The organism is Pseudomonas sp. NPDC090233, from assembly GCF_044772285.1.
In the GTDB taxonomy this organism is placed as follows: domain Bacteria; phylum Pseudomonadota; class Gammaproteobacteria; order Pseudomonadales; family Pseudomonadaceae; genus Aquipseudomonas.
In genome coordinates, this window is record NZ_JBIVYQ010000001.1 from 537,068 (window position 1) to 562,736 (window position 25,669).

20 protein-coding genes are annotated in these 25,669 nt (G+C 59.5%); 15 read left to right on the forward strand and 5 right to left on the reverse strand.

Annotated features, from left to right (window positions below):
• From ACIQUF_RS02735 to ACIQUF_RS02755, 5 genes are read left to right on the forward strand one after another with little or no spacing between them, the layout of a single operon-like run.
• Complete coding sequence (locus ACIQUF_RS02735) at nt 1-738, forward strand: 3-oxoacyl-ACP reductase family protein (RefSeq protein ID WP_403128072.1); 738 nt, start codon at nt 1-3, stop codon at nt 736-738.
• Nucleotides 735-1,499 carry an SDR family NAD(P)-dependent oxidoreductase gene (locus tag ACIQUF_RS02740; RefSeq protein WP_403128075.1) on the forward strand — a complete coding sequence of 255 codons (765 nt, stop codon included), beginning with the start codon at nt 735-737 and terminating at the stop codon, nt 1,497-1,499. Before ACIQUF_RS02735 ends, ACIQUF_RS02740 begins: the two co-directional genes overlap by 4 nt.
• A gap of 2 nt (nt 1,500-1,501) precedes the next feature.
• On the forward strand, nt 1,502-2,785 hold the full coding sequence (locus tag ACIQUF_RS02745; RefSeq protein WP_403128078.1) for a hypothetical protein: 1,284 nt from the start codon (nt 1,502-1,504) through the stop codon (nt 2,783-2,785).
• Nucleotides 2,786-2,836: 51 nt separating this feature from the next.
• A complete protein-coding gene (locus ACIQUF_RS02750; RefSeq protein ID WP_403128081.1) occupies nt 2,837-3,673 on the forward strand; it encodes an outer membrane lipoprotein-sorting protein in 837 nt (278 codons plus the stop codon).
• A 33-nt stretch (nt 3,674-3,706) separates the two neighbouring features.
• Nucleotides 3,707-6,316 (forward strand): RND family transporter, encoded by a 2,610-nt coding sequence (locus ACIQUF_RS02755; protein ID WP_403128084.1) that lies wholly within the window; start codon nt 3,707-3,709, stop codon nt 6,314-6,316.
• Between the two features lie 69 nt (nt 6,317-6,385).
• On the opposite strand, the gene ACIQUF_RS02760 is transcribed toward ACIQUF_RS02755, so the two are convergent.
• Both ACIQUF_RS02760 and ACIQUF_RS02765 read right to left on the reverse strand, forming a co-directional pair.
• On the reverse strand, nt 6,386-6,769 hold the full coding sequence (locus ACIQUF_RS02760) for a MerR family transcriptional regulator (protein ID WP_403128086.1): 384 nt from the start codon (nt 6,767-6,769) through the stop codon (nt 6,386-6,388).
• 163 nt (nt 6,770-6,932) lie between these two features.
• Nucleotides 6,933-7,511: an NAD(P)H-dependent oxidoreductase gene (locus ACIQUF_RS02765; RefSeq protein ID WP_403128089.1), complete on the reverse strand. Its 579-nt coding sequence runs from the start codon at nt 7,509-7,511 to the stop codon at nt 6,933-6,935.
• A 988-nt stretch (nt 7,512-8,499) separates the two neighbouring features.
• Between ACIQUF_RS02765 and ACIQUF_RS02770 the strand changes: the two genes are divergently transcribed.
• Nucleotides 8,500-9,873 carry a cation:proton antiporter gene (locus ACIQUF_RS02770; RefSeq protein ID WP_403128092.1) on the forward strand — a complete coding sequence of 458 codons (1,374 nt, stop codon included), beginning with the start codon at nt 8,500-8,502 and terminating at the stop codon, nt 9,871-9,873.
• Nucleotides 9,874-10,027: 154 nt separating this feature from the next.
• Here ACIQUF_RS02770 and ACIQUF_RS02775 read toward each other — a convergent pair whose 3' ends face one another.
• Nucleotides 10,028-12,049: a response regulator gene (locus ACIQUF_RS02775; protein WP_403128095.1), complete on the reverse strand. Its 2,022-nt coding sequence runs from the start codon at nt 12,047-12,049 to the stop codon at nt 10,028-10,030.
• A 58-nt stretch (nt 12,050-12,107) separates the two neighbouring features.
• Entirely contained in the window at nt 12,108-13,610 is a 1,503-nt protein-coding gene (locus ACIQUF_RS02780; RefSeq protein WP_403128098.1) for an ATPase domain-containing protein, read from the reverse strand.
• A gap of 570 nt (nt 13,611-14,180) precedes the next feature.
• Between ACIQUF_RS02780 and ACIQUF_RS02785 the strand changes: the two genes are divergently transcribed.
• The 3 genes from ACIQUF_RS02785 (at nt 14,181) to ACIQUF_RS02795 (ending at nt 15,515) form a co-directional block, all read left to right on the forward strand.
• Nucleotides 14,181-14,447 (forward strand): hypothetical protein, encoded by a 267-nt coding sequence (locus tag ACIQUF_RS02785; RefSeq protein ID WP_403128101.1) that lies wholly within the window; start codon nt 14,181-14,183, stop codon nt 14,445-14,447.
• 58 nt (nt 14,448-14,505) lie between these two features.
• Nucleotides 14,506-15,219, forward strand: coding sequence for a DUF72 domain-containing protein (locus ACIQUF_RS02790; RefSeq protein ID WP_403128874.1), 714 nt, complete (start codon nt 14,506-14,508; stop codon nt 15,217-15,219).
• A 71-nt stretch (nt 15,220-15,290) separates the two neighbouring features.
• Nucleotides 15,291-15,515, forward strand: a complete 225-nt coding sequence (locus ACIQUF_RS02795) for a hypothetical protein (RefSeq protein ID WP_403128104.1) — start codon at nt 15,291-15,293, stop codon at nt 15,513-15,515.
• A gap of 176 nt (nt 15,516-15,691) precedes the next feature.
• Here ACIQUF_RS02795 and ACIQUF_RS02800 read toward each other — a convergent pair whose 3' ends face one another.
• Nucleotides 15,692-16,606, reverse strand: a complete 915-nt coding sequence (locus tag ACIQUF_RS02800) for a LysR family transcriptional regulator (RefSeq protein ID WP_400801784.1) — start codon at nt 16,604-16,606, stop codon at nt 15,692-15,694.
• 206 nt (nt 16,607-16,812) lie between these two features.
• On the opposite strand from ACIQUF_RS02800, the gene ACIQUF_RS02805 reads away from it, so the two are divergent.
• From ACIQUF_RS02805 to ACIQUF_RS02830, 6 genes are all read left to right on the forward strand, one after another.
• Entirely contained in the window at nt 16,813-17,835 is a 1,023-nt protein-coding gene (locus ACIQUF_RS02805) for a zinc-dependent alcohol dehydrogenase family protein (protein ID WP_403128108.1), read from the forward strand.
• 485 nt (nt 17,836-18,320) lie between these two features.
• The gene (locus tag ACIQUF_RS02810) at nt 18,321-19,712 is read left to right on the forward strand and encodes a hypothetical protein (protein ID WP_403128877.1); all 1,392 of its coding nucleotides are present in this window, start codon (nt 18,321-18,323) and stop codon (nt 19,710-19,712) included.
• Complete coding sequence (locus ACIQUF_RS02815) at nt 19,702-21,006, forward strand: aminotransferase class I/II-fold pyridoxal phosphate-dependent enzyme (RefSeq protein WP_403128111.1); 1,305 nt, start codon at nt 19,702-19,704, stop codon at nt 21,004-21,006. Before ACIQUF_RS02810 ends, ACIQUF_RS02815 begins: the two co-directional genes overlap by 11 nt.
• A 74-nt stretch (nt 21,007-21,080) precedes the next feature.
• Complete coding sequence (locus tag ACIQUF_RS02820) at nt 21,081-21,572, forward strand: GNAT family N-acetyltransferase (RefSeq protein WP_403128116.1); 492 nt, start codon at nt 21,081-21,083, stop codon at nt 21,570-21,572.
• Between the two features lie 113 nt (nt 21,573-21,685).
• The gene (locus ACIQUF_RS02825; RefSeq protein WP_403128121.1) at nt 21,686-23,335 is read left to right on the forward strand and encodes a VRR-NUC domain-containing protein; all 1,650 of its coding nucleotides are present in this window, start codon (nt 21,686-21,688) and stop codon (nt 23,333-23,335) included.
• Complete coding sequence (locus tag ACIQUF_RS02830) at nt 23,332-25,593, forward strand: ATP-dependent DNA helicase (protein WP_403128123.1); 2,262 nt, start codon at nt 23,332-23,334, stop codon at nt 25,591-25,593. The genes ACIQUF_RS02825 and ACIQUF_RS02830 overlap by 4 nt, the downstream gene beginning before the upstream one ends.
• The last annotated feature ends 76 nt before the right edge of the window (nt 25,594-25,669 follow it).

The window sequence follows — 25,669 nt, forward strand, 5'->3', positions numbered from 1 at the left end:
ATGACCCACAAAATAGCTGTCGTGACCGGCGGCAGTCGCGGCATCGGCAAGTCCATCGTGCTGGCCCTGGCCGATGCCGGTTATCAGGTGGCCTTCAGTTATGTCCGTGACAAGGCGTCTGCCGCTGCCTTGCAAGCGCAGGTAGAAGGGTTCGGCCGGGAGTGCCTGGCCGTGCAGTGTGATATCAAAGATGCGCAGAGCATTCAGGCGTTTTTTGAACGGGTCGAGCAGCGTTTCGAACGTATTGACTTGTTGGTCAACAACGCCGGTATTACCCGTGACGGTTTGCTTGCCACGCTGTCGTTGAACGACATCACCGAGGTCATCCAGACCAACCTGATCGGCACGTTATTGTGCTGTCAGCAGGTGCTGCCCTGCATGATGCGTCAGCGCAGCGGGTGCATTGTAAATCTCAGTTCGGTGGCCGCGCAAAAGCCCGGCAAGGGCCAGAGCAACTATGCCGCGGCCAAGGGCGGTGTAGAAGCATTGACGCGTGCACTGGCGGTGGAACTGGCACCGCGCAACATCCGGGTCAACGCGGTAGCGCCCGGTATCGTCAGCACCGACATGAGTGAAGCTCTGGTCGGGGCCCATGAGCAGGAAATCCAGTTGCGGCTGTTGATCAAACGGTTCGCCCGGCCTGAAGAAATTGCCGACGCGGTGCTGTACTTGGCTGAACGCGGCCTGTACGTCACGGGCGAAGTCTTGTCCGTCAACGGCGGGTTGAAAATGCTATGAGCCAGGCGCGCACGATTGTAATTACCGGCGCGGCCAATGGAATTGGCCGCGCCGTTGCGGAAAGTTTTGCAGCCCAGACGGAGCACCTTTTGATCTTGCTGGATCTGGATTTGGCAACCTTGCAGGGGTGGGTCGCCGAGGGCGAATTTGCCGCTCGCATCGAAACCCATCAAGCGAACATCGCCGATCTCCCCAGCCTGCAACTTCTGTTCAAGGGCCTGGCCAACCGGGTCGGCTTTATCGATGTGCTGGTCAACAGCGCCGGGGTCTGCGACGAGAACGAACCCGAAGATCTCGACAACTGGCACAAGGTGATTTCGATCAATCTCAACGGCACCTTCTACGTCACCTCGTTGTGCCTGCCATTGATGGCGGAAGGTGGACGAATCGTCAACATGTCGTCGATCCTCGGCCGAGCGGGGAAGGTCCGCAACACGGCTTACTGCGCCTCCAAGCACGGCATCATCGGCATGACCAAAGCCTTGGCACTGGACCTGGCGCCACGGCGAATCACCGTCAATGCCATTCTGCCCGCCTGGATCGACACGCCGATGCTGCAAGGCGAATTGGCGGCTCAAGCGCGCATTGCCGGAATCACCCAGGAGCAAATCCTGCGCAATGCCAAGAAGAAGTTGCCCCTGCGGCGCTTCATTCAGGGCGACGAAGTGGCGGCCATGGTCCGCTATCTGGCGAGCCCGCAGGCGAGTGGCGTCACGGCGCAAAGCCTGATGATCGACGGCGGTGCCGGGTTGGGAATGTAGCCATGGCTCGACTGGGATTGAATCGCGGCCTTTTGGCCGCGCTGGTCAGCCTCGGCTCGCCAGTGGCGATCGCCGAGTGGTTGCCGGAGCATCATGAAGCGGAGATCGGCGTTGCCACGGCCGTGCGTCTGCACGGTGACGACCAGGTCACGCAGAAGGCCGTGTACCTCAAGTTCAGCCTGGAGGATGCCTGGGACAGCGGCTACTACAAAGCCAAGGGCCGAGCCCGGTACGACTTCCGTTATGACGGCAACAACCCCTACAGCGCGCAAGCCCGGGACGATTACCGGGCGAGCGCCGATTGGCGGCACCTTTACCTGGGATTCTACGTCGGTGACGGAGAGCTGACGGTGGGCTGGCAGCAGGTGGTGTGGGGGCGTGCAGATGAATTACGGGTGCTCGATCAGATCAACCCGCTGGATTATCGCGAGGGTGTGATCGGCCTGTTGGAAGACAGCCGCATCGCCGTGCCGATGATTCGCCTGGTGCAGCCGGTCGCCGAGTGGGAGCTGGAAGCGCTGGTGATCACTGAATTTGTGAAAAATCAGGCGCCGGCCGTCGGCAGCGAGTTCGATGCACCGATCTTTGCCACACCCGATCCGCAGATGTTTGTGGTCGATTCGCGTCCCGGTTATGACGGTCGCAGTGGCTTCGGTTACGGCGCCAGTGCCAACGGCCGGATCGGCCAGGTGGATGTCAGTTTCGTGGCCCTCAATGCCCGCCAACAGGACCCGGTTTACGCCGTCGAAGGCCAGGCCGAAGAGGGCCTGATTCGCCTCGAACGGCAATTTCCGCGCTACTCCATGGGTGGCGCCGGTGTGGCCATCGATGCCGGTCACAGCATCGTGGTACGCAGTGAAATCGCCTACTTCGACAATTGGCGCGTCTCCAATCCCTACCGCGCTCACGGCAGCGACCAGACGGCGATGACCAAGTCGCTGCTGGGCGTCGATTACCTGCTGCGCGACTGGCTGATCTCGACGCAGTGGCAACATCAGCGGCTGCTCGACTGGCAGCCCGGCATGGTCCAGGACAAACGCGACGACCTGTTCACTGTGTCTGCCGAAGGCTCGCAGTTCCAGGATCGCCTCAAGACCCGCCTGGTGTTCGGCATGTCGCCGCCCGCGCAGGACGACAGTTTCGTTCAGGGGATCTTCACCTACAAACCGGTGGACTGGCTCAAGTTGGGGCTCGAAGTCGATGTGTTCTTCGGCAAGCCCGACCGCCAGTTCGGTGCGTACGCCAACCGCGACCAGGTGCGCTTGTCTGCCGGTTATCTGTTCTAACCACACCGGTGCCGGTGTGCGAATCACTCAAACAATGAAAAGGAAATCGCCATGTTGCCCATCTTCAAGACTCTGACTGTCAGCGCATTGCTGCTGAGCGCCACTGCCTCTATGGCAGCTGAAATCCGCACGGCCGACGACATCATTCGCCAGGCCCGGGACCGCGATGACGGCAAGAGTTTCATGTCCCAGGTGTCCCTGATCTTGATCGACAAGCAAGGTAACAGCCGTATCCGCGAGTTCAGCTACCTGCAAAAGGATTACCCGGACAGCGACAAATTCACCATGTACTTCTCCGCGCCAAGTGATGTGCGTGACGTCGCCTTCCACATCGAAAACCCGCGCGAAGCCCTGGGCCTCGAAGACAGCCAATGGATGTATTTGCCGGTCAGCCGACAGACCCGGAGGATTTCCACCACCGACAAACGCGGGGCGTTCATGGGCAGCGACTACTCCTATGCCGACCTCGACAAAATTCGCGCTGATGACTATCGCCAAACACTGGTCGGCGAAGAGCAGTTGCAGGGCCGCGATTGTTACGTGATCGAACGTGAGCCGGCGACGCCTGCCGTGCTGGCCAAGACCGGTTACAACAAGCTCAAGGTCTGGATCGACAAGAAAAACTCACTGGTGCTGCGCCAGGACTTCTTTGATGTAAAAGGTGTGATGTTCAAGCAAATGCGCACCTTGAAGACTGAAACCATCGACCAGATCGACAGCATAACCCTCAGCGAAACCGAGGACTTCATCGCCGGTACGCGGTCTCAGCTGCGCTTCAACCAGTTGCAGTACAACGTCGCGCTGGACGACCGCCTGTTCACGCAGACCGCGATCAAGCGCGGGCTAAAAGTCGGTGACTTGCCGGAATACGCCGTGTCTGCCCGCTAAGCGCCGCCCTCGATTCATCTGGAACCTTTATTCATGGAAAGATACCTGAACTTCGTCGAGCGTTACGCGCGGGCGATTGTGTTTGTGTTGGTGGCAATCACCGCTTACTTCACCTACACCCTCGGCGCGTTGATGTCGGACACCAATCCGTATCTGCTCAAGGACACTCACCCGGCGCGCAAGACGATCATTGACTTGCAGCAGGAGTTCACCGGCACGTATGACTCGGTCATGGTGGCGCTGAGCAACCCCGAAAGTGTCTTCAACACCACCTCGTTGAACGCCCAGTTCGAGCTGTCGCAGGCCATGCGCCGGTTGATGCTGGCGAATGATGAGGACCGAGTCGAACTGCAGCGCATCGTCGGCCTGCACAGTGACGACCGCGATGCCCAGGGTTTGCTGGTGCAGATCCTCGCCGAGGGTTTTTCGCAGAACGATTACGCTGCTGCAAAAGCGTTGCGTGACCTCGGGATTGCCAGGCACTGGGACAGTCATGACCTGCAGTTCCTGAGCTTTCTGGCCGAACGGCTCAACCCGATCCAGGAAATGGCCTCGATGGCTGACCTGGAAAACATCAGCCTGAGCGCTGATGGTGAGTTGTGGATACACAAGACCCTGCACGCCCTGGACATGGACCCAAGCAAGGTCGAAGCGCAGATCATGGGCAATGAGCAGATGGTCGGTGGCGTCGTTTCGGCGGACAAGAAAGTTGCCATGATCGTCGCCGAACTGGGCACCAAACAGGACGACGCTCAGGCTCAGCTGCGTGCCTATCACCAGGTACGCGAGATCATTGCGAAGTACCAGGCCGCCCACCCGGAGTTCACCGATGAGGTGTTCATCGCCGGCATGCCGATATTCATTGCGGCCCAGCAGGAAATCATCGATCACGACCTGGCGATGTTGTTCCCGATCGTGTTCCTGTTGGTGACCTCCCTGCTGATTTTCTTCTTTCGTAAACCACTTGGCGTGGTGCTGCCGCTGTTCAATATCCTGTTCTGCACCATCTGGACCCTGGGCCTGATGGCGCTGTTCCGTGTGCCGATGGACTTGCTCACCAGTGTCTTGCCGGTATTCCTGTTCACTATCTGTTGTGCCGACGCGATCCACGTCATGGCCGAGTATTACGAACAGCTCAATTCGGGTAAGTCATTCCGCGAAGCCAACCGTGAAACCCAGCGCCTGATGGTCACGCCTGTAGTTCTGACAACGGTCACGACTATCGCGACGTTCATGATTTCCACCACCAACAACATTGTCAGCATTCGCAACTTTGGCGTGTTCATGTCCATCGGCCTGACGGCGGCATTGATCATCTCTTTGCTGCTGATTCCGGCGTGGATTTCAATCTGGGGCAAAGATGCCGTCCCGCGCAAAGTGCAGCGCAAAGAGTCGCTGATCTCCCACTATCTGGTGGTGTTCTGTGCCTGGCTGATTCGCTGGCGCAAGCCGGCATTGCTGGTGACCCTGCCGTTGTTGGCGATGATGGCGGTGTTGACGTTCAAGGTGGATATCGAAGACTCGGGCATTGCCTATTTCAAGAAGGACAGCCCAGTGCGGATGTCCGACGAGTTCATCAACCGGGCCGGAGTCGCGGGTACCTCGCCGGGCTGGATCGCCTTCGACACCAAGACTCCGCGTGGCGCGCTGACCACTGAAACCGTGCAGTTCCTCGAACGTCTGGACCAGTTCATCAAGGCCCAGCCGAACGTGAGTTACACCTATTCGGTGGCGACCTACATCAAGCGCATGAACCTCGTGCTCAACGACATGAACCCTGCTTTCCTGCGGGTACCGCAGGCGGTGGAGCAGGTGACGGTGGTCGATGATGCCGGGAAACCGGAAACCTTCGACGTCGACGGCAATTCGCTCATCGAACAGCACATCATGATGTTCGAGAACGGTGGCGGCACCGACTTGCAGAACGTGCTCAATGCCGATTACTCGAAGGCGGTGACGCTGTTCACCATGACGTCCTCCGTGGCGGGCGATTACCAGGCGATGCTCGACAAACTGGACGCCTGGCTGGTCATCAACAAACCCGCCAACCTGCAAGTCACCCATGCCGGTACGCCGTACATCTGGACCGGGGTATTGCAGGAAATCACCCAGGGCCAGGTGCTGAGCTTCTCGCTGGCATTGATGGCCGTGACCTTGATGATGATGTTCTGGCTCAAGTCAGTACGCCTGGGTATCCTCGGCATGCTGACGTTGCTGACCACGTCGGTGACGGTGTACGGCAGCATGTACCTGTTGGATATCGAGTTGAACATCGGCACCACCCTGGTGACGTTCCTGGTCGTGGGCGTCGTGGATTACGCCGTTCACCTGCTGTCACGGATCAAGATGCTGGTGCAGAAGGGTATCGAAATCGACGAGGCCATCCTGACCGCCATGCAGGGCGTCGGGCGCTCGACGGTGGTCAACGTCGTGATCTTCTCGATGGGCTTTGTCGCGCTGCTGTTCTCCGCCTACAAACCCGTCATTGACTTGGGCGTATTGGTGATACTGGCGCTGTCATCCAGCGGCTTCATGACCATTTTGTTGGTCACACTGATTTCGCCGTGGTTCTTTGCCTCGATTGTGCCGCAGCCAACGGTGCAACAGGGCGAGCAGCCGGGGGGTAAGCACGTGCCATGCTAAATTGCCGGGGCGCCTGCGTGCTGAAAAGGGCACGGGGCGCCATGGCCGTTCAGGGGCGGCGGTGCGGATTCACCGGGCTTTTTCCAGGTGCTCGAATTGGCATTGCATCTGAGCATCCTTGAGGCTTAGCTCAAACTCAACCAAGCCGTCATGCACTTGTTGCAGGGCCTGGATCTGTCCCTTCAATTCCTGTTTTTTGTTATCGATGGCCTGCATGGCCAGATCCCAGGGCAGCTCCTGGCCGCGATGATCCTGCAGAATGGCCTGCATTTCCTTGAGCTTGAAACCGAGTTGCTGAGCGCATTTGATGAAGGTCAGCAGCTCGACGCTTTGCTGGCTGTAGATGCGGTATTTGCCCTCGCGTTGCGGGGGAGGCAACAGGCCGATTTCTTCGTAATGTCGAATGCTTTTGACGGTGGTGCCCGACAGCTGGGCGGCTTTGCCGATGTACATGAAAATCCCTTTTTTGACGCATCAGAAGCGAAAAGATGTCGCGCGCTCGTACAGCCGCGCGACATCTTTGCACAAGCGTCAAGGGGCGGGAAGCCGGTTTGCCAAAGGAGTTACAGAAGGGAGACTCGGCAGGGCAGCATGGACACGGCCCAACCGCGGCCGGTCAGCTGCTGGCGACTGCCTGGACTTGTTTGAGCCAGGCTTCACGCTGTTCCGGCTTGGAGCCCAATACCGGACCGAAGGTCAGGGTTTTCAGGGGTTTTATGCCGCAGAACTCCAGGGTGGTCTTGCGCATTTGGTGCAGGCCCGGCATGCGATACACCCAGCGGTAGTACCATGGCGGGGTGTCCATGGTCACCAAAAGATGAGCCGTGCGGCCTTTGAGCAGCTTGTCGGGGAAGGGCGAACCCTTGCGGTACTTGAAGGCAAAACCGGGCAGAAACACACGATCGAAGAACCCCTTGAGCAACGCCGGAATGCCGCCCCACCAGATCGGGTATACCAATGTCAGGTGTTCGGCCCAGCTAATGTCGTTCTGTGCGTTGATCAAATCGGGCTCAAGCAACTGGATCTGGTTATAGCCAGCGTGCAAGACCGGATCGAAATCCAAGGTGTCCAGACGCAGCAGACGCACCTGATGGCCTGCTTGCGTGGCGGCCTCGACGTAGCGTTCGGTCACGGCGCCGCAAAAGCTGTCGTTCGAAGGGTGGCCGAGGATCACGAGCATACGTTTGCTCTTCATGACAAACTCCAGAAAATGAAGAGCCAAGGGTAAAGTCTGCCCCTAACGGTAGAGTCAAGCCTCGCAGGTTCACAACCCTCTGCCGTAACGCCTGGTCCAGCGCACCCTGATGGGCGCACGGTGTGATGCCGGTTCAACCCACGCATCCCTGAATTGGAAGGGCCTAGCGGTTGCGCACGGTATCCAGTGCAGGTAACCAGCCGTTACGTCCGCAGCGCTCACCCACGACTGAGTCCTGAGGTTCATGGAAGGTGGGGAGGCCGCAGCTGACGCAACAGTGCAGGCCAGCGGTCACTAGCCCGGGGCGGGGCACAGCGCCGCCGCCCACAGGAATTGCGTCAACTGTGCGCGGGTTAGCCGGCATCACCCCCCTGAACCGCCGCCCGAACCACTACCGCCTGCGCCGCCCGAACCTCCGGTTCCGCTACCGGTTCCTGAACCTGTACCTGTGCCTGGGCCCGTGCCAGTCCCTGTGCCGCTACTTCCCGAACCGCCCATCCCGCTGCCACTGCCCGAGCCATGGGTGGTGCCATCTCCGCCGGTATTGTCGGTGCCATTGCTACCGGTACCGCCCGACCCGGTACCCATTCCATCACCCGGCGTACCAGACCCGCTGGCGCCTCCGTTCATACGGCCATCGTCTTGCGTTTGTGTGCCAGGTGCGCGTTGATCGTTCATGTTGGTAGCCGCCAGCACGAGGGGGGCGCTTGTACCCAGGCACAGCGCCAGCAGCCATGTATGAGGCTTCGTTAGTTTCATGATGAATCTCCTTTTGCGGTGTATGCCTAGTGTTCGGCCAGGGGGAGGAGTGGGCCGTGCGATGCGGTCGACGGACGGGCCTGATTGGTCAGGCATCCATGATGTCGATGCCCATTCGAACAGGTGTCGAGCGATTCATTTGTAGCTGGGGGGCCAGCGAAGGGAACGTGTGACTGGCTTCGACCGTCGAAACTTCATCCCACTTTGATCAATCTAGGCAGCTACGCAGATGACCTTCATCGTCTGGTTCGCCATGCTCGGGGCGGTGTTGCTGCTGCTCGCGCTCTCATCCTCGTATCTTCGCTGGATTCCAGTAACCACTTCAGTGGTTTGCCTGGGGTTGGGAGTAGCCTTAGGGGCTTACGGCCTTGGCTTCCTGCATCTCGATATCGCCCAGGCCAGCAGCTGGATGGAGCACCTCACGGAAGTCGCGGTACTGTTTTCGCTGTTTTTCAGCGGGCTCAAGCTCAGACGATCCCTATCAAGTCGACGGTGGTGGCCGGCTTTTTGTCTGGCCGGCCCCGTCATGTTGATCTGCATTGGGGGCGTCAGCGCACTCCTTCATTACGGCTTCAGCCTCGGTTGGGGCGTTTCGGTACTGATTGGCGCCATTCTGGCTCCCACCGATCCGGTGCTGGCCACTCTGGTGCAGGTCGTTCATGCGCAGGACTATGATCCCGTGCGGTTCAGCCTATCGGGTGAAGCAGGCTTGAACGACGGCGTGGCGTTCCCGTTCGTCATCCTCGGACTGCTACTGATGCAGGATTCGGCGCCCGCCGAATGGTTAAGCGGATGGATAATGAAGGATGTGCTATGGGCGGTCAGCGCTGGCCTTTTGAGCGGCTATTGGATGGGGCGTGGGCTGGGTAAGCTGACGCTGTACCTGCGGATTCAACACCAAGACAGTACGGTCTCCCCTAATGATTACCTGGCCTTGGCATTGATCGCCATGGCCTATGTCGTCGCCGAAATGATCCAGGGCTACGGCTTCCTCGCCGTTTTCGCCGCAGGGTTGGGGTTGCGCCAGGCGGAGGTACACACCACGGGCGACGCGAGCGAGCCTGCCGAGCATCTCGTTCAACCCGTAGTGGGCCATCAGCATGTAGCGCCCGAGCATGCGGTGAAAGGGGACGTAGACCGCCTGGAGAAAACCCAGGTGGCTGCCGGCATCATGCTCGGTGACATGCTCGCTTTTGGCAGCCTTGTAGAGCGTGCGCTGGAGGTTTTTCTCGTGACATTACTCGGCGTGGTACTTCTGGAGCATTGGGACTATCGAGCCGTGATCGTTGCTGGGGTGTTGTTCGTGCTCATTCGTCCTGTCGCAGTCATGCTTATTCCAAGTAGGAGGCTGATCAACTTCAGGCAGCGGGCACTGCTTGGGTGGTTCGGAATTCGGGGTATAGGAAGCCTTTACTACCTTTTCTTCGCTCTAAACCATGGCCTTGCGACCGACGCGGCTGCGCAAGCCATCAACATGGTGCTGTCGGTGGTTGCGCTCAGCATCGTGGTACACGGCCTTACCGCGCAGCCCGTCCTGGCGCGATATAGTTTGGCCGGTTGCACCCGGATGCAGTCTGAGCCAGGCGCAAAGCCGCCTGCGTAGTGATTCGTTCGGCCAGCTCGTCAAACGTCCCAGCTTAGGCAGGAGTGTGCAGGTAGTGGCGATTATCCTCGTCTCCACGCTGGTTGGTCAGCAGTCCTCCACTGGCTGCTGGCTCTCCTGCAAGAGATGGGATGTCTCGTGAGGCCTAGTTATCTCAGGTGTTCGGCTCCAGCATCAAGCTCACATTTTCAGCGAGCGCTTGTAGTGTGAATGGTTTGGTCAGTAGCCTCATGCACGGGCCTAGAAAAGCCTCTCGGTCAGATGCAGCTTGGGCATAACCTGTCAGGAAGAGCACCGGGAGGTTGGGATATCTCTGCTGAGCGATCTCAGCCAATTGTCTACCGTTCATCCCTGGAAGCCCCACGTCGGTGACCAAGATGTCGACGCTCTCCATGGTTATGAGCACGTGCAGTGCCTCTTCGGCATCGCTTGCAACGAAAATTTCATAGCCCAATTCGGTGAGCACCTCCTGGTTCAGCATCCGGACCGAATGATCGTCCTCGACCAGCAGAATTTTCTGTCCGGTTCCGTGATTCGCTGCATGGGGTACTTCAACAGGCTGATAAAGCTGAACGTCAGCTGTTGGCAGGTACAAGGAGATCGTGGTTCCCTTACCCACAATACTCAATATCTCCATTTTCCCCCGGCTTTGCTTGGCGAAGCCATAGACCATGGAAAGCCCCAGGCCAGTACCTTGGCCGATAGGCTTAGTGGTGAAGAACGGCTCGATCACCTTTGGAAGGAGATCAGCGCTGATCCCCGAGCCGGTATCCTCCACATCAATCCGGATGTAGTGCCCGGCTGCGAGCTCATTGGCTTCTGAGGACTCCTGGGCGACGATCACTTCGCGTGTCGATACAATGATTGTCCCCCCATTCGCCATAGCATCGCGGGCATTGATGACCAAATTGAGTATCGCGTTTTCCAGTTGGTTGGCATCTGCAAGGGCGTAGGGGAGGTGATCGCCGAGATTAAGCAATACCCTGATCTGCTCGGTCGCTGAGCGCTTCAGGAGATCGTATAGGCTGGCGATCAGCTCATTGGCTGAGAACGGTCTTGCATCCAGAGATTGTCTGCGGGAGAACGCGAGCAAGCGTTCCGTGAGGGACGCTGCGCGTTTGGCAGAGGCTTGAGCCGCATCGATATAGCGGTCAAGTGCGTCCACGTTGCCCTTGTTGAGCCGCAAGCGAAGCAGGTCGAGAGCGCTTAGAATCCCAGTCAGCATGTTGTTGAAGTCGTGGGCTATCCCGCCGGTGAGCTGTCCGACCGCTTCCATTTTCAGGGATTGTCGCAGTTGGTCCTCGGCTCGCTCTCGCTCTCTGCTTTCCCGGTGGAGTTGCTCGACAGCCAGAGCAAGCGCTTGGGTACGTCCAGCTACCTGCTCTTCCAATGCTTCATTAAACTCACGAAGCGTCAGCTCTGCCTGCTTCTGGTCGGTGATGTCAACAATCACGATGGCTGCCCCCATGATCGTTCCATGGGGTCCCCAAAGCGGAACAGCGCTAATCCGGATCCATGACTCGTTTTGGCCCGCCGGCATGTGGCGGAACACCATGCCGTCGACGACCTCGCCCCTCAACGCGCGTGCACCGGGGAACGCCTCTGGCGTAACCGGCTGACCGTCAGCGCTTGTCGACACCCATTGCTCTTGGCCATAAACGGCCTTGGAGGGTATAACGCGATCCGGGACATATCGGTTATAGAGCGGGTTGCTGATTAACGACACACCCTCGGCGTCAACGAAGCTAATGCCAACAGGCACATTCTCTAGGAGGATACGAAGCCGTTCTCTTTCCACTCCGAGTTCTGCAACACGATCCCGCATGTCGAACTGGCGGGCTCGAGATTGCCATGCCGCAGCAATTGCGCTCATCAAGGCAGAGGAGCTCATTGGGCGTTCCAGTACCACTACGTTGGAGGCACTGTAGGGAAGACGCCTACGAACTTCATCATTGTCTTTCCCGGCGCGGTTGCGGTTGGAGGTCAGTAGCAAAATCGGAATGTCAGACCAGGAAGACTGGTTAGCTAAAGCGATTCCAAGGTCTTTGATGTCTCCGGTCAAGGCCTCTTCGGTGATCAGGATGATGCCTGTCTCATCACCAATGTTTTTTGACAGAGCCTCTAAGTCACAGCACGCCTGTACTCGGTAGAGCGTGCCCGCAACACGCTGCAGCACAGCCGCATCCCCACGGAATGGCGCTACTACCAGCAATGACCTTTCTTGAGATCGGTGACTAGCGTCCAAAGGGGCGACCTTCCAGCAATGGTTCTTGGCTACCAAAATATTCAGGAGTACCCGTCAGCACGCCTTTGAACTTGGTAAGCGGCTGACCGACACGGACGCCCCGGCCGTCTATATTCAGTTCGCGAATCGCATCTTCATGGGCGCCACCACGGTTCTTCAGGACAGAGATCGCTTTGCGCAGACGGCCTTGAGCCTCAAAAAACCGTATCAGGATCACAGTGTCGGCAATGTAGGAGATATTGAGGCTGGTCGTCATCGTGCCGATTAGTCCGCTTTGAGCGTTGATCAGGAACGTAGCCACACCATGCTGGGCGAGGTAGGAAAGCATCTCGTGCATCTGCAGTATCAGCTGCTGCTCCTGTGGCATCGCGGCCAAGTAACCGTTGAGGCTATCAATGACGAACATCTGGACCTGCCGGGTCTCAACCTCGGTGCGAACTCGCCATGAGAACTCCCCTGGAGAAATTTCGGCAGGGTTGATTTGTTCCACTTTCAGTAGTCCGCTGGCGATGTATCGTTGAAGAGGGAAGCCCATAGCTTCAGCCCTTCTTAACAGGGTGCCGACCCGCTCATCAAACTCGTAGACGGTGCAGCACTCACCGCGTTCACATGCCGCCACCACATAAGCGAATGCCACTGTGGTTTTGCCCGACCCAGCGGGGCCGGTGATCAGCGTGCTTGTGCCTCTGAGGGGGCCTCCAGCAAGCAATCGGTCAAGCTCCTCTACGCCACTGGCCACTGGCTCAAGTTGGAAGTTCGAATGTTGACCTGCCGCCATCATCCGAGGGAAGACATGCAAGCCTCCCTTTACGATTACGAAGTCGTGATAGCCGGCAACGAAGTCAACACCCCTGAGCTTCTGAACCTGCAACCGCCGACGAGCAGCGCCGAAATCAAGCGTTAGTCGCTCCAGCGTGATCACGCCATGGCAGATGCTATGGAGATGGTTGTCATGCTCACCATGGGATGTAGTCAGGTCGTCCACCAACAGGACTGTGATATTTCGCCCCGCAAAATACTGTTTCAGTGCCAGTACCTGGCGGCGGTATCGAAGGGGGTCTTGCGCAAGCAGCCTCATCTCGGAAAGGCTATCAAACACTACCCGAGTGGGCTTGGACCGCTCTACGCGCTCCTGGATAAGCTTGATAGTATTTCCGAGCTCAGCCTCCCAGGGATGCAGGATGGTCTGTTGAGCGGCCTCGCCGAAAATCTCGTCCGTCTGGGACAGCTCGAACACCTCGATGCCGTGCAGACTCCATCCATGTGACTTGGCAACACTCTCCAGTTCATCTGCAGTTTCGGAGAGGGTGACGTACAACACTGACTCATGGTTGGTCACGCCACTCAAAAGGAACTGAAGACCCAACGTCGTCTTGCCCGCTCCTGGAGTGCCCTCTACCAAATAGAGTCTATGCACGGGCAATCCGTCTTTCAGGATCAGATCCAATCCCTCGTTGCCAACGGATAGGGTTGCGGACGTCTTATGGGGCATTCATCTCATTCCTGGGCTGATGGGCGTCATGGGTGCGGTGTGCGGCAACGCTGCCAGCGCATCAACTGAATCTAGCAAATGCGCCTTCACTCGCATGAGATGTCGGCGCTGAAGAGTCGCGCATCTCCACATAAGCAATATTGATTAATTGATCGCAAGGTGCCACCAAAGGTTCACCCGGAATAGGCGCGCTTTGTTGGAAAATAAACGGTTACGCTTGTAATCCAGATGCTGCCATCTGATTGATGGCCACCTCGATGGAGTCGTGCTGCCAGCATTCTTGGAGGACTCTACCACTTGCCATTTCGATGGAATTTTTTCGTGGCTGGTTTGCTCAATAGCGCATGAACTAGGGAGGGAACGCCGGTGGTGGGACAGCAACTGTATGCCATTGAGTACGCACTTCAAGCGCGATGTACCCTTCATCAACGATCCAGGTTGAAGTTCATGACTGCCCGTGACCTCGGCATTGAGGTCACGGAGCCCTTGGCGTGTTCAGAGGGTTGCTGGCCAGTTTCATGATGGGAAAACGCATACGCCCAACCCACCAGCGGTGTGCGAGGTCTTCTGATGCGAACGTTCGATAAAAACCTTTCCGCACCCCAATTGCTGAGGCTCAACTGTCTAGCAGCATGGTACCGGGTACTGGAAAGCAGAACCTTACGTATGGAATCGCCTGACGACTATCACGAGGAGTTGCTTCGCCAGGCCGATGAAATGGATCGTAAAGGGTTCATCTCCTGGCAAGAGTGGCGCGATCTTCGTCTGGAAGCTGACGCTGCTTACCTCAGAGCGGTTGCAGGGGACGACTATCCCTCAAGAACTGGATCGAGATAGGGTAGGCGTGGACATGGTCTAGCGAGACGCTCCGTCCGGCGTGATTTGGAGTGCCATGATGATCTACCTGGGGTGCGCGGGCTGGAGCTTGTCCCGCCAGTATGCCGAGGACTTCCTGCAGCCTGGCAGCCACTTGCAGCGCTATGCCGCGCGGTTTGTTGCCGTGGAGATCAACAGCTCCTTCTACCGAGCGCACCTGCCTGCGACCTATGCCCGTTGGGCTTGCTCGGTGCCGGAGCATTTTCGCTTCGCCGTCAAGCTGCCCAGGCTCCTCACCCACCAGTTACGGTTGGAAGACTGTGAGGTTGCGCTGGAAACGTTTCTTGGCCAATGCCAGCAATTGGGCGACCGCCTGGGCTGCTTGCTCGTGCAGCTTCCGCCGTCGCTGGACCATGATGCCCGCCGCGACCGGCGTTTCTTTGAAACCCTGCGCCAACGTTATGCCGGGTCGGTGGCGGTGGAGCCCAGGCACGCCAGTTGGCAAACGGCGCAATCGATGCTGATCGACTTGCGTATTGCCCAGGTGGCGGCGAGCCCTTCACGTTTCGCTGCCGATGCGCAACCCGCTGGCTGGCCCGGAATGGTCTACTGGCGCCTGCACGGCGAACCGCGGATGTATCACAGCGGGTATTCGCAGCAATACCTTCAACAGCTGGCTGAGCGGCTGCAGCGCAGCCATGCTGCAGGTGCAGCTACCTGGTGTATCTTCGACAACACGGCCTCCGGTGCCGCTCTGAATGATGCACTGGCGCTTGAGCGGTATCTGAGCTGAAACAACCGAATCGAACTTTATTGCTGCCATCGGGCTCTTTTGAACACACATTGCCCTGGGAGGAGCAGCCCATGAGTCTTGACGATGACAAAACCGGCGACAAAGTCCCACGACCAATTTCTTCTGAAGAGGCGCAGCAAGGCGATCGGGCGCCCGAACCGGTGCTAGAGCAACCAGACCCGGATACCGAGGCAGTGGACAAAGTTATTACGCCCACCTCTATCAAAGAACTGGAAGAACAGGCGCGCCAAATCAACCAGCAGCTGGCCGAGGCCGACAAGAAAACCCGTCGCTGATGGAGTCGTGCTATCGCGTGGACAGGTCCACCAATGCCCATTACAACTTGGACCTGTTGCCGGATAGCAGCCCAAGGGTTCCTGCGGCGTGAGCGAGGTCTGGGCCTGCAAGTGCAGCCAGTGACCTCGCCGTCGGCGTACTACCAGTCTGGTTCGTGGATTTCAATGGAATTGGATCAGAGGCTATCGGGATCGCCAAAGAACATCTGAATCCTCGACCTCAACCACCGCTCCGCCGGGTCATTGTCCTGCGCCCCGCGCCAGGCCATGTGCAGCTCGAAGCTGCGCACTTCCATCGGCAAATCCTCGGCGCGCAGCCCGCCTGCCGCGGTCAAGGCATCGGCCGTGTAATCCGGCACGGTCGCAACGATGTCTGTCCCCGCCAGCAAACTTCCCAGGCCGTTGAACTGCGGCACCGCCAGCACCACATGACGTTTGCGGCCGATTTCCTCCAGCGCCTCGTCGATGAAACCCGAAAGGTCACCCGCGAACGACACCAGCGCGTGTGGACGTCCACAGAAATCATCGAGGGTGATGCTGCCTGGCACGCTGTCGGCGCGCAGCAGCTTAGGCTTGCTGCGTCGCAACACTTTGCGCTTGGCGTTGGCCGGTAGCTCACTGGTATAGCTCACGCCGACCGAGATCTCGCCCGAGGCCAATAGAGTCGGCATCAACAGGTAATTGACCCGGCGCACCACCAGGACGATGCCGGGGGCTTCGGCACGCACGCGCTTGAGCAATTGCGGCAACAGGGCGAATTCGGCGTCGTCCGACAGGCCGATGCGGAACACCGCGTTGCTGGTGGCCGGGTCGAATTCGGCAGCGCGGCTGACGGCGGTGGAGATCGAGTCCAGGGCGGGCGACAGCAGGGCGAAGATTTCATGGGCGCGTGCAGACGGCTCCATGCTGCGGCCGGTGCGCACGAACAAGGGGTCGTCGAACAGGTTGCGCAGGCGCGACAGCGCCGCGCTGATCGCCGGTTGGCCGAGGAACAGCTTCTCGGCGGCGCGGGTCACGCTACGCTCATGCATCAGGGTTTCGAACACGATCAGCAGGTTGAGGTCTACGCGACGCAGGTCGTTTCGATTCATCGGTGCGCTTCGCCTAAAGTGGGGCAGGGGTGAATCTTAAGGCCAAAGGCTGGTACCCTGCACCGATTTGTGGGGGCCAATGCACACGAATGTGGGGTGCCCAATCGATGACAGGCATGTCGACTATTAATAGCCACTGATGGTCTAACGGCAAAAGCCCGGATAAAGTCCGTGGTAATACGAGATTCACAAAGGCGAGGTATGCGATGTCCCGCATGATCCGGTTCCATAAGTTCGGCGCTGCCGATGTGCTCCGTTGCGAGGAGCAGGCCGAACCGTCCCCAGCTGTCGGTGAAGTACAGATCCGCGTCGAGGCGATCGGCGTGAGCTGGTACGACGTGCTTTGGCGGCAGAACCTGGCACCCTCCCAGGCGCGCCTACCGGCGGGCATCGGCCATGAGATGGCGGGTGTGGTGACGGCGGTGGGCGAAGGCGTCGAGGACATTGCGGTGGGGGATCGGGTGGCCAGCTTCCCGGCCACCAGCGCCAACGAGCATCCGGTCTATGGGGATGTCATCGTCCTACCCCGCACGGCCATCACAGGTTACCCAGACATCCTTACCCCGATCGAAGCCAGCGTGCACTACACGCCATTGTTGATTGCCTACTTTGCCTACGTCGACCTGGCTCGGGCCAAAGCCGGGCAGACAGCGCTGGTCACCGATGCCAGCCACTGTGCCGGGCCTGCATTCGTGCAACTGGGCAAGGCGCTCGGCCTGAAGGTGTTCGCTGCGACCAAGGAGCCGGAGCAGCGCGAGTACCTGATGGGGCTGGGGGCCGACAAGGTGATCGTCACTGAGGAGCAGGACCTGCTCATGCAGGTTGGCAAATACACCGACGGCCGTGGTGTGGACATGGTTCTCGATGGCATGGGCGGGCCACAGATGTCGCTGCTGGGCGATGTGCTCGCACCGCGTGGCAGCCTGGTGCTCTATGGCCTGCAGGGCGGCAACCAGACCCCGTTCCCGGCCTGTGCGGCGTTTCAGAAGAACATCCAGTTCTACGTGCACTGCATCGGCAACTTTACCGGCAAACCGGAGTTGGGCATCAGCCAGGACCAAGTCGCCTTGCAGCGTGCCCTGCGTGATATCAACCAGTTCACCGCTGATCAATTGCTGACGCCACAGATCATCAAGGTGTATCCATTCGATCAGGTGGTCGACGCCCACCGGTATATGGATGAATGCCCTTGTGGTGGGCGGGTGGTGCTGGATATGGCACAGGCCTGAAGCACTAAGGATGAAAGAACCCGGGTTATATACCCGGGTTTTTTTTAAATCGTATCGGACTTTTCCTACGCATATAGAATATATGCCCTACATTTTTACAGTTTGAAAAATCTTTTTCAGTCACTTCTAAGTCCGTTTCAATTAGTCGAAGGCCTGTGATTGCCGGTGCAAGATGTGTTATCTACCATGTGAATGGTTTTTTTACCTAAATCTGTATCTTTTATTCGTCCGGTAACGCTTGATAATGGCGCAATGATGGTTGGCGCAAGGAGCGTGCGGTGAATAAGAGGCAGGGTCGTAGAGTGCGGCAGGTGGCGTCATTAGGAGCACGCAAAGGCCGTTTTTTCTCAATGTCTTGGCGACAGAAACTTAGCACTTCAGTATTTCCTAATGTCGTGTAGGAAATTTCCTAAATTTGATCTTCTGCATTGTATCTAACGTCGTTCACGTAATGCGGAAGATTGACTGAAGTTGCGAGGTGGCGCATGACCATTATTCATGATCAGGCTATGCACTATATCTATCAGCAGGTATTGGAACGCTTGTTGAGCCATATGTCCCAAGCGCAACGGGCTTCCCTGCAGTTGCTGATCCAGCGCCTGCTGGTGGCCGCCGGCGGTCCGGAATATATGGGTACGTTCAGGGTATTGATGGTGCATGGTGGTGACCGCGACAGTGCACGACTGCTGGCGATGTTGCGTGCGGCCCAGTTGAGTATCGCCCTGCGCGCTCCGGTAACGTTTCAGCTGAGGGTGCTGGTCGTCTGCCTGCCGGCCGCCAGCAGTGCGCTGCTGGAGCAGCATGAGCGGAGTTTCAACACCTTGTTCATGCAGGATGATCCGCGCGTGCAGTTGCAGATGATCGAAGCAGGGACTGTGAAGCCTTTCAGCCGACGGCCCACAGCGGCGGCTGATTGCGGGACGCTGGCCCGGGATGGCCTTTTGCTTTTCGGCCACCTCGTCGATTCGCGACCCGAAGCGTTGCTAGGCAGCCGTCTGCACCTGGAAGTGGCCGAGAGTGTGCGGCTGGCGCTCGGCGAGCAGCCGAGGGCGGATGTATTGCTCACGGCCATGCCTGTATGCCAGCGGCGGCGGCTTCTGGTTTGGGCCCGCAGGTCATTGCGCCTGGCCGGCCTGGTCGGATCAGGCACCTTGCATCAGTGCGTGGCAAGCCTGGCCGAGTGGCTCGGCCGTTTGCAGCATGTCGCCGCTTTGCCGCAAGAGGTGCCAGCGGAGCTCGACCAGATGCCCCTATACGATACGCCGCTGAGTCTCATGCCAATTGATGATCTGCTGCCACAGCTGCTGAGTGAAGGCGAGCTGGACCGGATGATGGGGTGCGGCATGGAGTCAGCGCAGGAGGCCAAGGCATTGGCTGCTTTTCTCGACCCCTTGGCTTTGACGCAATTGCAGGATCTGCGTGCCCGTTGTAGAACGCTCAGCGTGCGAAAGCGTGCGCTGAGTCTGGTGAGCCTGCCCCGTCCGGGCACGCCGCAGGCTCCGCTGCAACCCCGCTTTGCCAAGGCTTATGGGCTAGAGAAAACTCAGCTGATGTGCTTGCTACACAGCCCGTTCGCCGAACACGGGCGGGGGCTTGAGCGTTTTCTACAGTGCTGCCATGCCGACATGCTGGTGGCGCTACCTTATCTGCATCGGGCGTTACAGGGAAAGGCGTGCCCCGAGGCGGTCAAGCACTGGCTTACCAACACCAGTGGCCTTTCGCTTGCACAGTTGCGCACGATCTATGATGGGCGCGTGCAGTCCAGCGTTTGGCGCATGCTGGCGAACCTGGCAAGGCGTGATGTACACCTGGCGCTACTGTCGCGCCAGGGTAATGCTGACCGGGCTGCGAGCGAGGCGTCCGCTGATGGGGCGTGAGTTTGCCTATCAAGCGGTTTATCGCTACCTGGAGGCGTTGATCGAAGAGGCACAGCGGGGGGGGCAGTTGCGGTTGCCTTCGTTGAGGGCGCTGTCTCGGCGCCTACGGGTATCACTGGCCACGGTGCAGACTGCCTATGGGCTGCTGGAGCATGAAGGGCGTGTGCTGTCGGTGCCCAAGTCCGGCTACTTCGCCCAGGCCGGCGGAGCCCATGGCGGACACGGCGCTCCAGCGCAGCCTCGGATGGAGCGTGTGCTGCTTGCTCATGAGCGACGTCTGGCTCGGCAGCGTGCCCGCTCATTGTGCCTGCGAGGCGCAGGGGCCGTCGGCTTGCGTAAGGCACTGGCGGAGCGCTATACCCGGTCATCCCGACAATGCTGGCGGCCGGAGGATGTGCATCTGGCGCCTGATGTGCAGGCATTACTGGAAACGTTGCTGGCAGCATTGGTTCTGCACGGCAGCACGGTGCTCATCACGTCTCCTTGCTGCTGGCGTCTGCTGCGTGCCTTGCAGCGTGCTGGCATGCACGTTCAGGAGTTGCCCTTGGACGACCTTGGTAGCCTCGACCTGGGGCTCCTGGCACGCCTGCTCGGGCATGGGGCAGTGCGCATGGTGATCATGCCGTCGTGCCTTGGCATGCCACTGGGACGACTGATGTCGCCGCAGGATCACGAGCAAATCGCGCGCCTGTTGGCGCTGCATCCGGTCTGGCTGCTGGAGAACGACCTGGACAGCGATTACAGCTTTACCGCGCCGACAGGTTCGCGCCTGCGCGACTGGGTCGACCCTCGCTGGCTGCTTGTGCTGGGCTCGCTGGAGGCGGTAGTCGGTACCGAGGCGCCTTATGCCTATGTGCTGGGTAGGCCTGCTGCCTTGTTGCAGTCCTTCACCCAGCGCGGTTTTCAGCTTGCCCCGTTGCGTCAGCAGGCGTTGGCGCAAATGCTCGACACGGGTGAGATCGATGCGCAGATCAACAGCCTGCGCGTGGAGCTGCAGGGGCGTATGCAAGTGTTCTGTCATCAGCTGCGGTTACACGTGGGGACGCAAGTGACGTTTGCAATACCAGAAGGCGGCCAGGTGGTGTGGCTGCGATTGGGGACGCGATTACCTGTGCGGCGGATTGCTGCCGCGCTGCATGGCTCGGCCTTGCGCGTGGAGGCTGGTGAGCAGTTCGGCTTGCAGGGGCGTTATCAGCAATGCCTCGCACTCAGTTGGGTGGGCGATGATCCGGAACCCTTGCAAGATGCCTTGTGCTTGTTGGCGCAGGCACTGGCGGTAGGTAGTCAGGCTTGACGGGCGCATTGCGTCAGACAAGGAAGGTGGGTTCCTTTACCATGACGCCATTGTTCATTATCAGGAGCCCAGGCATGAGCACCCCGCACTTGCGCCAACCCGTCATACAGGACGCCGAACGCTGCTACCAGATCGAAATCGGTGCGTACGAGGGCGATGAGGCCGCAACCCTCGAGAAGATCCGCACGCGTATCGCGCAATACCCTGAAGGCTTTCTCATTCTCGAGGTCGACGGCCAGGTAGTGGGGTTCATCAACAGTGGTTGTGCCCACGAAGTGGTGATGTCCGACGAAGCCTTCAAGGAACTGGTGGGTCATGATCCCGCTGCCGCCAATGTGGTCATCATGTCGGTGGTGGTCGACCCGGCCTTTCAGGGTAGAGGCTACGCAAAACTGCTGATGGATGCCTTCATCCAGCGGATGAAAACACTCGACAAGCAGACCATTCACCTGATGTGCAAAGAACAGCATGTCGAGCTGTATCGCAGGATGGGCTACCAGTATGTGCAGCCGTCACCCTCGGATCACGGTGGGATGGCCTGGCATGAAATGATCATGGCGCTTTGACCGAGTTGAAATACCCTTGGTCGGCGACCTTGCCGACCTGACCCGTGGCGCTTGCCAGTGGCGGTGATCTGTATGTATAAACAGTATCCCTTTCTACTGCCTGACCCCACCTCGTGATCGCCCACTCCGTCGCTGACCCGCTGTATTACCTGCATAACTTCCGCCAGGTGCTGCTGTGGGTCGAACAGCGGTATGCCGACCTGCTCGATGCGCAGGAGCTGGACTTCCTCCAGGCCTTTGCCGCGCTGGAGGCGCCGGCCCAGGCGTTGTTGGTGCGCATGGTGATGCGAAAGGGTGAACTGTTCCGCAGTGACCGGCTCGACTATGCCGAAATTGGTGATACCGCCAGTGCCTTGCAGCCACTGCAGGCCTTGGGTTGGGTCCGCGAACCTGAGCAGTTGAACCTGGAACAGCTGTTTGCCCTGCTGCGCAAGGACGAGCTTGCCAGTGGTTTTGCCGGGCAACTGAGCAGTCCACGTGCATCCAAGGCCGACCTGCTCGCTCAGTTGCAATCCTTGGCACTGGCCCCCCGGCCTCTGTCCGAATGGTTTGCCCAGCCTCCGGTAAGCATTGTGCAATGGTGCTTGCAGCCGTTGTGCGACCGCATGCGTCTGATGTTCTTCGGCAATCTGTATCAGGACTGGTCAGACTTCGTGCTCGCCGACCTTGGCCTGCTGCGCTTCGAGCAGGTGTCTTTCAGCCCCGGTTCACGCGCCTTGCAGCAACGCGGCGACGTCGACTTGGCCATTGCGTTGCACCAGTGCGCTGAGCGTCTGGAACAAGGCGACGATCCGGCTTCGATCCTTGCAGCCCTGGCAGGCTGGCACAGTGACAACGCGTGGCTGGCTCGGCGCCATGCGCGCCTGCTGTTCGCCCTCGGCCAGCAGTGCGAGCGCCTCAGCGAATGGGATCAGGCCCTTGCGGTCTACGCCCGATGCAGCCATGCGCAAGCGCGCATTCGCCAGGTGCGTGTGCTGGAGCGCAGCGAACGCTGGCCGCAGGCGCATGAGTTGGCCCAGCAACTGGCGCAAGCCCCCGCAAATGCGCTGGAAGTACAGGCACTGCAGCGCATGTTGCCGCGGCTGGCACGCAAGCTTGGCGGGCCACCACAGCCTCGTCGGCGCTCGGTTTCCGCGCAGGTGATCGAACTGGAGCTGGCGCACGAGCACGCCGTGCTGGGTGTCGAAGAGGCCGTTCGACAGCATCTGGCGCAGGAGGGCGGGCAGGTGCATTACGTTGAAAATACGCTGCTTAACAGCTTGTTCGGCCTGCTGTGCTGGGAGGCGATCTTCGCCCCGGTCCCTGGCGCGTTTTTCAATCCTTTCCAAGCCGCGCCCCAGGACTTGCACGACTGTGATTTCCAGCAGCGCCGCGCTGCCCACTTCAATGCTTGCCTGGGGCGGCTAGACGACGGTACCCACCGTCAGGCCATTCTCGACTGCTATGCGGCCAAGCAAGGCCTGCAATCACCTTTCGTGTTCTGGCCAATGCTCGATGAAGGCTTGCTCACCCAGGCATTGGCCTGCCTGCCCGCCGCGCACCTCAAGCATTGTTTCCTGCGCTTGCTGCAGGACATTCGCAACAATCGCGCCGGCATGCCCGACCTGATCCAGTTCTGGCCTGAGCAGGGGCGCTATCGCATGGTTGAGGTCAAAGGGCCGGGCGACCGGCTGCAGGACAACCAGTTGCGCTGGCTGGAATTTTGCGCCGAGCACGGCCTGCCCGTGGCGGTCTGCCATGTGCGCTGGAGAGCGGCAGCGTGAGTTACCGCGTGGCGGTGCGTGCGTTGTGTGAGTTCAGCGCCAAGGTCGGTGATCTCGACTTGCGCTTCACGCCGTCGCCCACGGCCCAGGAGGGTATCGAAGGCCATCGCCGGGTGGTGGCCCGGCGTGCCGGTGGCTACGAGGCGGAGGTCGCCCTCGAAGGGATTTACCAGGGCCTTCAGGTCCGTGGCCGTGCCGATGGTTATGACCCCATCGCCAATCGCCTGGAAGAGATCAAAACCTACCGAGGCGACCTGGCTCGCCAACCGGCCAATCACCGCCAGCTTCACTGGGCCCAGGCCAAGGTCTATGCCTGGCTGATGTGCCAGGCGCGGCAGTTGCCGACTATCGAGGTGGCGCTGGTCTACCTGAATGTCGACAACGACAGTCAGACGCTGCTCAGCGAGCACTGTGGCGCCGATGAACTAGGTGAGTTCTTTGAAACCCAGTGCCAGCGCTTTCTGGCCTGGGCCCAGGGCCAGGAGCTGCGCCTCGCCGAGCGTAATCACGGTTTGCAGGCCCTGGGCTTTCCCTACCCACAGTTTCGCCAGGGCCAGCGGCAACTGGCCGAAACCCTGTACAAGGCCGTGAGCACCGGGCGCTGTCTGATGGCTCAGGCCAGTACCGGGATCGGCAAGACCCTCGGCACGTTGTTCCCTTTGCTCAAGGCTGTGGTTCCGCAACAGCTCGACAAAGTGTTTTTCCTCACCGCCAAGACCCCGGGCCGGGCACTGGCGTTGGACGCTTTGCAACAAATCACCAGGGCCACTCCGCAGCCAGCGCTGCGCACCCTTGAGCTGATTGCTCGCGACAAGGCTTGCGAACACCCCGGCGACGCCTGCCATGGTGAGTCCTGCCCTTTGGCCCAAGGCTTCTACGACCGTTTGCCTGCAGCGCGTGAGGCGGCGGCACAGATGCCGATGCTGGACCGCGCGAGGCTGCGCGAAGTCGCCCTGGCGCACCAGGTCTGCCCCTACTATTTGGGGCAGGAAATGGCACGCTGGGTGGATGTGCTGGTGGCCGACTACAACTACTACTTCGACGCCCATGCCTTGCTGTTCAGCCTGACCCAGGCCAACCAGTGGCGAGTCGCGGTGTTGGTCGACGAGGCGCACAACCTGGTGGAGCGCGGGCGAAGCATGTACAGCGCCAGCCTCGACCAAGGCCAGTTGCTGGCTTTGCGCCACAGCAAGCCGCAAGGGCTGGGCAGTGCGCTGGATCGGTTGAACCGTCAGTGGAATGCCCTGTACAAGGGTCAGCAGGCGCCTTACCAGGCTACAGAGCAGGTACCGGAAGCGTTTGTGCGTGCGCTGCAACAGTGCATCGGGCTGATCCAGGAGCGCCTCAACGAAACGCCAACCCAAGTGGACACGCAAGTCCTGCAGTTCTTTTTTCAGGCGCTGCAGTTCAGCCGGGTCGCCGAGTTGTTCGACGAACATTTCCTGTTCGATGTAAGCCTGCGCGAAGGCCCGCGCAAACGACGCCTGGCCACCCTATGCCTGCGCAACGTCACGCCGGCACGGCTGCTGGCGCCGCGCATGCAAGCGGCGCGCAGCGTAACGTTGTTTTCGGCCACGCTCAGCCCACGGCGTTTCTACACCGACCTGCTTGGCATGCCAGCCGACACGGCGTGGCTGGAAGTGGCAGCGCCCTTCAGCGCCGATCAACTCGAGGTGCGAATCGCCAGCCAGGTATCCACGCGCTATCGCGAGCGCCAGGCTTCTCTGGCGCCAATCGTCGCACTGATCGCCGAGCAGTATCAGCGCCAACCGGGCAACTACCTGGCCTTCTTCAGCAGTTTCGAATACCTGCAGCAAGTGCACGCGCTGCTCGGCCAGCGGCACCCAGCGCTACCGACCTGGGCGCAGGCCCCTGGCATGGATGAAACGGCGCGGAACGATTTTCTTGCGCGCTTTGCTGCTGATGGGCAGGGCGTTGGTTTTGCCGTGCTCGGCGGCGCCTTCGGCGAGGGTGTGGATTTGCCCGGAACCCGCCTGATCGGTGCCTTCGTCGCCACCCTCGGGCTACCCCAGGTCAACCCGGTCAATGAGCAGTTCAAGCAACGCCTGGGGCGCCAGTTCGGCGCTGGTTTCGACTACGCCTACCTGTACCCCGGCGTGCGCAAGGTAATCCAGGCTGCAGGGCGCGTCATCCGTGGTGATCAGGACCGTGGCGTGCTGGTGTTGATCGATGAGCGTTTTGCCGAACCGCGGGTGCAGCAGATGTTCCCCACTTGGTGGCAGACGGCCAGCGAATAATCCTTGGCAGGCACTTCGCATGGCATTGCAACTCCCAGTACACTGCGCGTTCCAACTCCAACATCCGTTGAACTCG